The sequence below is a fragment of the Siphonobacter sp. genome, assembly GCF_048595215.1.
Lineage (GTDB): Bacteria > Bacteroidota > Bacteroidia > Cytophagales > Spirosomataceae > Siphonobacter.
On the sequence record NZ_JBMDWJ010000194.1, the window covers coordinates 1 to 12,037 of the forward strand.

The 12,037-nt window shown below is 50.6% G+C and carries 5 protein-coding genes; 2 read left to right on the forward strand and 3 right to left on the reverse strand.

Annotated elements, in window-relative coordinates:
* The 3 genes from ACOJTG_RS11400 to ACOJTG_RS11410 all read right to left on the reverse strand — a co-directional run.
* Positions 1 to 676: RagB/SusD family nutrient uptake outer membrane protein (locus tag ACOJTG_RS11400; protein ID WP_420153920.1), on the reverse strand; the 676-nt coding region annotated here is incomplete at its 3' end.
* Between the two features lie 24 nt (positions 677 to 700).
* Entirely contained in the window at positions 701 to 3,733 is a 3,033-nt protein-coding gene (locus tag ACOJTG_RS11405; protein WP_420153921.1) for a SusC/RagA family TonB-linked outer membrane protein, read from the reverse strand.
* Between the two features lie 274 nt (positions 3,734 to 4,007).
* The gene (locus tag ACOJTG_RS11410) at positions 4,008 to 5,909 is read right to left on the reverse strand and encodes a family 43 glycosylhydrolase (RefSeq protein WP_420153922.1); all 1,902 of its coding nucleotides are present in this window, start codon (positions 5,907 to 5,909) and stop codon (positions 4,008 to 4,010) included.
* A 185-nt stretch (positions 5,910 to 6,094) separates the two neighbouring features.
* Here ACOJTG_RS11410 and ACOJTG_RS11415 point away from each other — a divergent pair, with 185 nt between their 5' ends.
* Entirely contained in the window at positions 6,095 to 10,288 is a 4,194-nt protein-coding gene (locus ACOJTG_RS11415) for a two-component regulator propeller domain-containing protein (protein ID WP_420153923.1), read from the forward strand.
* An 839-nt stretch (positions 10,289 to 11,127) separates the two neighbouring features.
* Positions 11,128 to 11,868: an SDR family oxidoreductase gene (locus ACOJTG_RS11420; protein ID WP_420153924.1), complete on the forward strand. Its 741-nt coding sequence runs from the start codon at positions 11,128 to 11,130 to the stop codon at positions 11,866 to 11,868.
* Positions 11,869 to 12,037: the final 169 nt, after the last annotated feature.

The following is a 12,037-nucleotide window of genomic DNA, read 5'->3' on the forward strand; positions in this document are numbered from 1 at the left end:
GCATGGCCATGAACTTATGGGCCCGACCGTACAGCTTCCCTTTGGTGTTACTACCTACGCTTTCAATGTCAGGTAAGTTATTGACCGCAAAAGTCAAATCCTCCACAATGAGTTTGTTGACTTCATCGAGCGAAGCCCGCACGAAATCCGTTTTAGGACCCGTCAACGCCGTCGTAATCACAGGAACGCCGCCAAAACAGGTAGCCAGATTATTGTAGGCATACGCTCTGAAAAACTTGGCTTCGGCACTGATGCGATTCTTGCCGCCCTGACTGATTGCCGTCAAGCTCGGATTATCGACGGAATTGATGATCGTGTTGGTGAGGTTCACCATGATGTAATTCCGGTTCCAGAAATAGCCCGCAGCTTCGTCCGTAGGGGTCAGCAGCGTGTAGTTGTAATACGGAATTTCGATCCCCTGCTGATTGGCCGTGGCATTGGCTACGTCCGTCCCCACTTGCCACACGCTGAGCCAGCCCTGCCGGCTTGACCACGAGTAGTACGTACTGGTGTGATTATACAGCCCAACCAGGGAGGAATTAAGCCCCAGCGAATCGTTTAGGGTAACGGGCGTGTAAGCGGAATACGGTTTTTCGTCAAGAAAGCTTTTTTGGCAGGACGAAGTTGCCAGAGCTACTGCCGCCAGGGCCGCCAGCTTTAGATATATTTTTTTCATCGTGTTCAAGAGTAAAATCGCGTATTAACGAAGCGAAACATTTAAGCCCAGTACCAGTGAACGGGTCACGGGATAGTTGTTGGTCCAGCTAGTGTTTGGGTCGCTGGAAGCCTGCGTTCCACGGGACTGTTGTACCGCCTCAGGATCCCAACCGATCCAGTTGGTGAAGGTGTACAGGTTCCGACCACTGGCATATACGGTCAGGCTACCCAGACCCAATTTGTTCGCCAGATTCTGGCTCAGATTGTAGCTCAGCGTTACGTCCTTGATCCGCGTAAAGCTCGCATCTGAAGCGTAGCCATAGCCCCGCGTGTTACGATAAGCGAGTGAAGGCCGGGTATTGCTTTTGTTTTCAGCCGTCCAGTAACCTACCTCAATGGGTGTATTCCGTTTGCCCGTTTCATCGGCGTAGGTCAAATCCGCGTTATTACGGGTTAGCCCCTGTACGGTTTGAATGAACACATTCAGGTGGAAGTTTTTGTAATGGAAGGTGTTGGTTAAACCGCCCGTCCATTTAGGAGCCGTTTGTCCGAGAATAATTCGGTCGCCATCGGGAGTAATCTTACCATCTCCGTCGATATCGGCAAACTTCAAATCCCCCGCAACGGCCCCGGGATCCTGATCGGCCGCACTTTCGCCCTGTTGCCAAACCCCGATCATTTTGTAATCGTAGATGACACTGATGGGCTTTCCAATGAACCAGCGGTTTCCTAAATCATCTTTCTTATCGCCGTACAAATCCACGATGCGGTTGCGGTTGGAGGCAAAGACGAGGGTTGTCTCCCACTTGAAATCCGAAGCCGTGAGGTTACGCGTGTTCAGCGTTACTTCAACCCCGGTATTGGAGGTTTCTCCCAGGTTGTCGAATACGCTGGAATAACCCGTCAGGATGGGAAGGCTTCGCAACAGCAGGAGGCCTTTCGTGCGGTTTTTGTACAACTCCACACTACCGTTGATACGGTCGTTGAAGAGTCCGAAATCCACACCTAAGTTCTGACTCAAGGTCGTTTCCCATTGCAGATTGTTGTTTCCTAAGTTGCCCGGGAAAGTTCCAATAGTACTGATGCCGTTAAAAGGCGAGCGGCCCGTGTTGGACGTCGTAATCGTCCGGTACACGCTGATGGCTTCGTTACCCGTTTTTCCGTACGAGAAACGCAGTTTCAGGTTGTTAACGATGTTCTGATTCTTCATGAAGGCCTCGTTGCTGATGTTCCAGCCCAAAGCCGCTGAGGGGAACAGACCATACTTCGTTGTATTCCCTCCGAAAACCGAGGATCCGTCATTCCGGGCCGTAACGGTCAACAAATAGCGACTGTCATACGAATAGTTCACCCGGCCCATTTGAGAGTTCAGGGCGTAACGATCCGCGTAGGAGTTGCTGGACTGCGTAGCACCCGCTCCGAGGTTGTTGAAGGAAAGTTGATCATTTACAAAACCTTTCGCTTCACCCGAGGCGGTACCATATTTCCGTTGTTGAGCACTGTACAGACCCGTGAAATCAAAGTGGTGTTTACCAAAATCTTTGGTGTAGGAAATGATGTTTTCCAGCGTGAAACTGTTAGTTTCTGAGAAAAACGTATTCGCCGTTCCGATCAGGTCATTGGCCGCACGACCTACGTAGCTACCCGTACGGGCTGGAATGTAAGAGTACCCAATGTTCATGCGGTACTTCAGACCGTCCAGTTTACCGGGCAACTTCACCTCTACATAGCCGTTTCCGTTCAGATTCGTACTCCGATCCAGTCGATCCGTGGTTAAACCCAGCAGGGGGTTCGTAAACAATTGCTCGGGGAACATGGGGAAAATCTTGTACGTCCCGTTTGTATTGTACATCTGGCCGTAGGGGCTCATGGCCGAAGCATTCAGCAGGTTAGCCCGGCCACCGTCGCGGTTGTTGTTAGCGATGAAGAGCGAGGTTCCAACCGTTAGAAAATCCGTCAGCGTTACATCGAGGTTCGAGCGGAAACTGGCCCGCTTATAATTATAGCCCTTCACTACACCTTTCTGATCCAGAAACTCGCCGGAAACAAAGTACCGAACGTTAGGAGAACCGCCGGAAATGCTTAGGTTATGATCCTGCAGAACGCCCGTCTGGGTCGATTCCTTGATCCAGTCAGTCGTGATCCCGGCGTTGTAATTAGGAAGCTCGTCGTAGTTCGGAACGGGGAATGGTGCCTTCTGACCCGTTTGTGCAATAAAATCGGCGTACTTCTGAACGTATTCCGCTCCGTTTCTGGGACGAAGAATGTGTGAGAACTCTTCAATTCCTACGTAATTATTGTAACGGATGGTGGGCTTACCGGTAGTACCGCGTTTGGTCGTAATCAGGATTACCCCGTTGGCACCGTTCGTACCGTAAATGGCTACAGCAGAGGCATCTTTCAGAATTTCCATCGACTCGATGTCATTCGGGTTGATGTCGTTGAGTGAACCACCCGTCTTACTCAGCGGAATACCATCCACCACCACAAACGGTCCTGAATTGGCGTTGATCGAGTTCTGGCCCCGAATGGTCGTAGAAGGGGAAGCACCGGGTACGGAAGAAGGCTGCGAGATATTTACCCCCGCCACGGATCCCTGTACGGCCTGCAATACGTTGGTAACGGGCAATTGCGACAAACGTCCCTTCGGTACAGATGCTACTGAGCCCGTAATGTCCGAACGTTTCTGGGTACCATAGCCCACCACGACAACCTCGCTCAAGGCCCGGCTATCGTCTTTCAGTTGGACATTAATGGTGGTCTGTGAGCCTACTGCTATTTCCTGCGTGGCATACCCTACATACGAGAAAACCAGGATTGGATTGGACGTACCCTCGGGAATCTGTAGTCTGAAATTCCCATCGGTATCGGTATTCGTTCCCAGCGTCGTTCCTTTTAAGGAAACGCTAGTACCGGGAATTCCCTGTCCGTTGCCGTCGGTTACTTTTCCGGTGATAATAATGGCTTGACGGGAAGTCTTCGCTGAGGCGTGTAACGAACTTCCGGTCCAGGGCTGGGCGAATCCACCTCGCAGGGGTAACATCGCTCCACAAATAAGTAGCCATTTAAATTTCATAGAAGTAAAAAAAGGTGTCTAACTATTGGTAGAATTAATATTCAATCGATAGCGGTCGGTTAAACTATTTACTTGAATAGTCCAAAAGTAGAGGTCCTTAAGCAGAACAAACGGGGACGATTTCGTCAAAAAGCGGGGGTAAATTTGACTTTGCTCTATTCAGAATCAGCGAGTTACCTAAACATTCCTGAAAAAGTAATCGGAAGTACTGCTTGGACATAAAAAAACAGCTGATGCTCAGAGCACCAGCTGTTTGAAGTATGAAAAGCCAAGTTTACTTTTTCAGAGTCACGGGAGCAATTCCTTCTAAGGTGGGTTTCGTCGGGGCAATACTGCCGTCCGCATTGAAGCTCAGCCGATCGATACAGGTCTCCCGGTTGTACCCCGCCGCGTCGCCCAGCGTAATGCCATCGGGGTAGCGGAAGCGGTGATAGACGATGTACCACTCATCCTTGCCCGGCACCTGAATGACGGAGTTGTGCCCCGTACCGTAAATTCCGCGACTCTTGTCTTTTTCGATGACGAGGTTATGGGCCGGAATGGTCAGAGGACCCAGCGGAGACTTCGCCGTAGCGTAGCGTACCCGGTAGTTTTCGCTACGGGTATCGTCTTCCGACCAAAAGAAATAATACGTTCCTTTCCGATAAATGACGTAGGTGCCTTCACGGAAGGTCTGATCCGGCGTTAGAATTTTCTGCGTTTCGGGTTTGATTGAACGCATATCTTCACTCAGCTCCGCCGCGGCCAGATAGCCATTTCCCCAGTACAGGTAACTTTTATTCGTTTCTGGATCGGTAAACACATCCGGATCAATTTCCTGACCGTTTTTAATGCCTTCCGGGTGTTTATCAATGAAAGGCTTACCAATGTCCGTAAAAGGTCCCGTCGGTTCATCGGCAATGGCCAGCCCAATTTTCTGGGCTCCTGAGTAGTAATAGAAGTATTGATACTTGCCCCCGATTTTCTTCTCCACGATGCACGGAGCCCAGGCGTTGCGGTTGGCCCAGGTGGTTTGCTTGGGCAAATCCAGAATCACGCCTTCGTCATGCCAGTCAACCAGATTCGTGGACGAAAAGGTTTTAAAGTACGTACCTCCCCAGTTATCAAAACCATCACTGGTTGGATAGAGATAGAACTTACCCGTTTTCTCCGCGTACAGCACTTCCGGATCCGCAAAATGACCACCCAGTACGGGGTTATTCGCCAGCGGCCACTGCTTCGTCAAAGCCTGATACTCCGCCTGCGTGATCGGCAGTATAGTACCGTGCCGGGGGAGGAAATTCATGGATATTTCGTGGTCTACTTTCGTAAAATGCTCCAGGTCTTTGCTGGTCGTAAATTCGTAGCGGCCCTTGGTGTAGACATCGTACATAAGAATGTACTGGTCGGAATGGTTGAGTTTAAAAATTCCGGAGCCTTCGACTGGATCCTTGGTCTGTTGCAGGTAGGCGTCGTGCTGAGTATAGGGGCCCGTCAATTGTTTGGCGGTAGACTGCTTGATGCCATTACCGTTGCCTTCCGTTTTATAGAACAGGTGGTATACGCCATCTTTCCGGATAATATCCGCATCGATACAGGAACCACCCTGAGGGTTGGTGAAGAGCAACTGAGGTGTACTCTCCAAGGCCGTAAAATCTGCGTTAGCGTAGGCATAGTAGATTTTATCAGCATCTTGCCCGAATCGCATGGACCAGTAAATCATATACTTTTTCGCGACGGGATCGTAGATGGTCTGCGGAGCCCATACCCGGTTTACTTCCTTAAATGCCGGATAGGTTTGCGTAATGTCAATTTTACTGGATTGCCAATGCAGTAGATCCTTCGAACGAAGCAGCACCATGCCGTGGTTCGGTCCCCAGCTGTTTTTGACGGTGTGCATATCCGTGGCTACCATATAAAACGACTTGCCATCTTCACTACGCAAAATATGCGGATCGCGAACGCCGCCCGTGGCACTTATCTCGGCCGAGGGGATGATCGGCTGATTGAAGTTGAGAGCCTTGTAGTTGTAACCATCTTTACTGACGGCAAAACGTATGGCTTCCTGATTAGCTCCTTTACCGGTAAAGTAAACGAAAAGGTACGCCGAATAGGGTTCTTTCCGAAGGGGTTTAGCCCATCCGGCGGAAACAAAACCCATGAAAAGCCACAGACAAAAAAGAATACGATAGGACATAAAGGTTTTGAAAAGGAATTGAAAAAATCTTGCGAATAAGAGAAAAATAAGTAAACTTATGATCTTTTTAAGTTGATTTTCGAGTGGATTATTTCTCTTACCCAACGCGTACAACAAAGTTAGAACCTGCGTAATGGCCGGGGAGGCTTTTTTTCGTCAAAACAGAGGGGCATATTAGCCAATCTATGAAGTTCTTTTTCTTAAGTTGTCTTTTCTGGATGAGTGGTTGCCTGATACCGGCGATGGCTCAATCCGCACCTTTTCGCTTTGAACACATTACGGTCAACGAAGGCCTCTCCCACAGTGACGCCATGTGCGTGGCTCAGGATCGGCTGGGTTTTACCTGGGTAGGAACCAACAAAGGGCTGGATCGGTACGACGGGCATACCCTGAAGACGTACGACTTGCCCCTGAATGACCACCTGGGCACGACGGCTAATCGCGTCCGAACGCTGCATGTGGACCCCAGCGGACGCTTGTGGGTGGGTGTGGAACGGGCCGGACTATATCTGTATGACGCTTCAAAAGACCGCTTTTCCAGTATTCAGGAATGTGCAGGAGCCGCTGCTTTTCAGGCTCTGGCTCAGCAATTATCCGAAGTAAACATCAACGCCATTGCCTCCGACGCTCCTCAGCGTCTTTGGGTGGCAACGCATCAGGCCGGATTGTTTGTCATAGAACTGGATGTTTCGGGAAGCATTCAAAAGATTGTCCGAATTCCTATTGTTGGTCAACCCAGTATTTCCCGACTTGCGGTAGATCGTACCGGACAGGTGTGGGTAGGAACACTTAATCATGGACTCTGGGTCATCAAGCCCCATACGCGTAAAGCCTTACCGATACAAGCCTTGGGTCAAACATCGATTCGGGCCCTTCACCGGGATTACCGGGGTGATTTGTGGATTGGTACGGGGAATCAGGTATTCTGGGCTCCGGACGCTATACTCGCTCAGGGGGGCCACTTACAGCCGCAAGCCCTACCCTTGCAGTTTGCAACGATCGAAAGTCTGTTTCTCGATTCATTTCAGCGGCTTTGGATTGGTACCAGTTATGGCCTGATGCTCATGCGGCCTGCCCAGCGTAGCGGCCTGCCGCTGGATGTAACCGATGTACAAACCTTCCTGCCTCAGGATACGGATCTATACAGCATCAATTCCGTACGGGTGCACGATATTCTGGAAGATCGATTTAACAACCTCTGGCTGGCAACTTCAGCCGGGGGACTAAACCTGCTGAAACTCCGCTCGAAACCATTCGGACTCATCCGGCGGCAGATGCTAGGCTCTACGACTCCGGCTCACAATTACATCAATACTATTTTTAAAGACGAAAAAGCCCAGCAGATCTGGATGGGTACCCGTAACGGATTTGCCAGCTACGACCTCCGCCACAAAACCTTTCGAAATTACCTGAGCAGTACGGTCTTCGGTCGGGATAATGGCATGGATGTATCGGCTATCTATCAGGATACCCAGGGCACTTTATGGATCGGTACGCGTTACAAAGGCCTCTTGCGGATGGCTCCGGGCGGAAGTTCAGTACCCCGCCTGCAAGCTCCCGTCCCGAACGGACCGGACTGGCGAAACATCTGCATCGAACATATCACGCAGGACCGTCACGGTATGCTCTGGGTTGCCACCAGCAGTGCCGGTATTCTTGCGTACGATGAGCAGGGGAAATACCAAGGAACCTACTCGCCCGATCAGCATAATTTGCCCACGCGACAGATTACCTCGCTTCTGTACGATGCCAGTCAGGATTGTTTATGGGCCAGTACACGGGATCAGGGCGTACTTAAGCTCCAGATCCGGCAGGGTAAATTGTCTTTGCTGAAAGCTTTTACGCACCAACCGGGTAATCCGAATAGTCTGCAAACGAATTACGCATGGCCACTGGCCAAAGATTCCGCCGGAAACCTCTGGATTGGTACCATCGGGGGTGGTCTGCACCGACTCACGCCCGGTACGGAACGCATCGAACGCTACCGCCGCTGGGTACCCGAAAACGATATTGAAAGTTTACAGTTTGACGAATCGGGGAACCTCTGGATTGGCGGGACGGGCCTGTATCAGTTTAACCCCCGTACTCATCAGCTCTGGCATTATGATGTGACGGACGGCCTTCAGAGTAATTCCTTTAAAGTCGGAGCCTCCTACCGCTCCAGCGACGGGACGCTTTACTTCGGCGGTATCAATGGCATTACGTCTTTCAAACCCGCCGCAATCCGTCCGAATCCGTATCCGCCGCTGGTACAGATCACCGAATTTCGCGTGCACAATCAACCCGTAGCTACCGGCGATACCCTGAACGGCCGGGTACTGCTGGAAAAGCCGTTTTCGGCGAATCCGGATGTTCGGCTGGAGGCCTCCGAAAACGATTTTTCGCTGGCTTTTGTCGCCCTCAACTACGCCAATCCGAAGAAGCAACGGTACGCGTATCGTCTGGCAGGGTACAACACGGATTGGGTGGAATTACCCAGCGGACAACGGATGGCCAGTTTTTCAAACCTGGCTGCCGGTACATATACGTTTCTGGTGAAAGCAACCAACGGCGACGGCATCTGGTCGAGCCAGTCCGCTCAGGTACAGGTAACGATTCTGCCACCCTGGTGGAAAAGCTGGTGGGCGTACGTGCTCTATGGCTGTATCCTAACGGGGGCTCTGCTGTTGTACCGCCGCATCGCGACGGCCCAGCAGGCTCTGAAAAATACGCTGGCTTTTGAAAAATTCCAGCATGAGAAAGAAAAGGAACTGACCGATTTGAAGCTGAGCTTTTTCACGAATGTCTCCCACGAACTCCGAACGCCCCTTACGCTGATTCTGGGGCCGATGGAAGAACTGGTATCTTCCAAATACCAGCAAAGTGGCTTACGGGAAAAAGTATTACTCATGCACAGCCAGACGCGTAAGCTACTCGATCTGGTGAATCAGTTACTCGATTTCCGCAAGGTGGAGTCGGGTCATTTGTCCCTGAAGGCCAGTCGGGAAAACATCAGCAGTTTTGTGGAAGAGCTGTATCTCATTTATCAGCTCAAAGCCGAAGAAATGCAACTGGATTACCGGCTGGAAAAACCAGCGGAGCCCATCTACCTGTATTTTGACCGGAATAAACTGGAAATCATTCTGACTAATCTGTTGTCGAATGCTTTCAAGTACACTCGCCCGCAAGACCGGATTCGCTTGTCCCTACAGGTCGTGGGAGATGCCGGGCAGTCAGCGGAGTACCACAACGGTCGGCTTCTACAGCATTACCTGGAAATTCAGGTACGGGATTGGGGTGTAGGGATGCCCACCGAAGAACTGGAACATATTTTCGATCCCTATTTCCAGGCTTCTCATACCCAAACCCTAAAGATTGTAGGTTCGGGCATTGGCCTTTCGTTGGTGAAACAGTGGGTGGAACGGCACCGGGGCGAAGTTTCAGTGACTAGTGCCCCGGATCAGGGGACTACCTTCATAGTCCGCCTGCCTTTCGGGAATCGCCATTTGCAAGCCTCCGAAATTCACGTTCCCGAAACCGCCGTTCCGGTTACGCTGGAGCTACCCGAGGCCGATGCGGAACTCCTCGCGGCAACCAGTCAGTTACCGATTTCGCTTCGCGTGCTGGTGGTGGAAGACAATGAAGAAGTGCGGAAGTATCTGCACCAGTTATTGGTTGGTGAATTTGAAGTACTGACGGCCGTCGATGGACTGGATGGCTGGAATCAGGCCCTGACGAGTCTGCCCGACCTGATCATTAGTGACATTATGATGCCCCGGAGCGACGGTCTGGAACTTTGTCGAAAAATCAAGCAGCATCCCAAAACCAATCATATTCCCGTGTTGCTGCTCACGGCCCGGGCCGCGGCGGTGTACGAACTAGAAGGTCTGGAACACGGGGCCGACGATTACATCGCCAAGCCCTTCCATCCTAAAATCCTGTACGCCAAGATCACGAGTATACTGCTGAACCGGGTCAAACTACGGGAGTACTACCAGCGAAAAATCTTGCTGGAGCCCTCCGAAGTCGTCATTCCGGATGCCGATAAGTTCTTCCTGGAAAAGGCCATGCAGATTGTCGAAAACCAATTACAGGAACCTGAATTCAACGTTCAGATCCTGGTTCAGGAAATGGGCATGAGTCAGTCGGTATTCTATCGGCGGCTGAAAAGTATTACCGGACAAACCGTTGTTGAATTCATTCGCGATGTACGTATGAAACGGGCCGCCCAGCTTCTGGCCAGTACCCCGATGCGGGTATCGGATATTGCGTATCAGGTGGGCATTGAAGACGTGAAGTATTTCCGGAAAATGTTCCAGAAGCTGTACAACGTACCGCCCTCGGAATACGCCCGACAATTCCGAACGACGCCTACGCCGCTGGAAGAAGACTGTAGCTAAAACGTGTAAATCACAAACAGGGTTAAGCCAATAATGACTACCATTAATGCATAGATGAGCCATGCATAGTGGTGACTTTTTCTGGGGTTGGAAGGCGATGCGTTCATAGCGTGATTTCGGTAGGCAATACTAAGCCGCCCGCTCGCCTGGATCGGGGTACAAATTCGGTAGTTAAGGGGGAAGAATTGGGCGATAGTACGATCCAGTCGTGTATTTCGCCTGATCGCGAGCCATGGCCCTTGTTTGCCAGTTATCTAAAAAGAAACTACAATGCCATTCCTTAGGTCAAACCAGAAGCGTAGGAGGCATTCCTTACAATAAATAATAAAGGCTCTCTCCAATAATCGGAGAAAGCCTTTACCAGGATACATAGAGGTGGGTGGATATAAAATGCTACATGGACTCTTCGTTAGAAATCTTCCTTATGCAGGAACTCCGTCAGTCATTGTGATAATCCCCATAAATCAGCCTGACTAACGGAGCAGGTTCCAACCAGAGAACCCGGCCCTGCCACAAGGAGCAGAGATCTTATTTCAATCCCTCTGCATGAACGAGACGATACAAAAGTAACGGTATTTACTATACGAACATACGCCCTGATTTTACTACAAAAATGCCCTTACTATTAGGGTTAAGGTAATCCATCAGTTAATCTCATTTATTGATTCCGGATAGGATGTAGGGACCTTGGGCTGAATCTTAGCGGAGACATGCCGGGCTACCAAGGTTTGTACACACTTTTATTCTTACCCAACATTTTGGCTAAGTCTTCTGCATTTTAGGCTACGTTTAGCAAACGGGTGATTGTGAACTTTGTCGAAACATTTCACAGCACACGTATGCCAAGCACAAATCAGGGAAAAGTTATCGTCATCACGGGAGCCAGTAGTGGCATTGGTCAGGCTACCGCTCGCCTGTTAGCTCAGCAAGGGGCGATTGTGGTTCTGGGAGCCCGGCGGGAAGATCGTCTGATCGAACTCGTACATCAGATTAAAGAACAGGGCGGACAGGCTACTTATGTCTTGACCGATGTAAGCCAGCAGGCAGATCTGACGCGTCTGGTTGCGTTGGCCCGTCAGCAGTACGGAAAGGTAGACGCCATCATCAATAACGCGGGCGTGAGTGAGCTTTCGCGAATGGATGAGTTACAAATTGGGGATTGGGAAAAGATGATCGATATTAACCTAAAAGGCGTCCTGTACGGTATTGCTGCGGGGCTGGCGGTATTCAAACAACAGGGTTTCGGGCACATCATTACCATTATTTCCACCTCGGGTATTAAAATTACGCCCAATCAGGGCGTCTACGCGGGAACCAAAAATGCCGTTCGCACCATTCATGAAGCCTTACGACAGGAATCTAAAGGGAAGTATCGGGTAACGGGCATTTCACCGGGCATGGTAAAAACTGATTTTGTAGCCCAGTTGAAAAATGAAGTCTTAAAAGCAGCCATTACGGATCAAATGGACACGCTCGGCCTGCCGCCCGAAGCCGTGGCCCGAGCGGCGGCCTTTGCCCTGGAACAACCGGATGACGTAGAAATTGGTGATATTGTCATTCGTCCTACCGCCCAGGACTAGTAGAGGGCATTTATTCCTCAGCCGTTACGCTTGTAAAGATTGACCGAATGAAAGCACCGCAAATGCACGTTTTTAAAACGATTACTGAGCTGCTAGAGCACCTGAAGCAGCCGAAGCCCTTGCATCCGCTGATCGCTCTGGTTTCGTATCAGGCAACGGCTCCCGATTT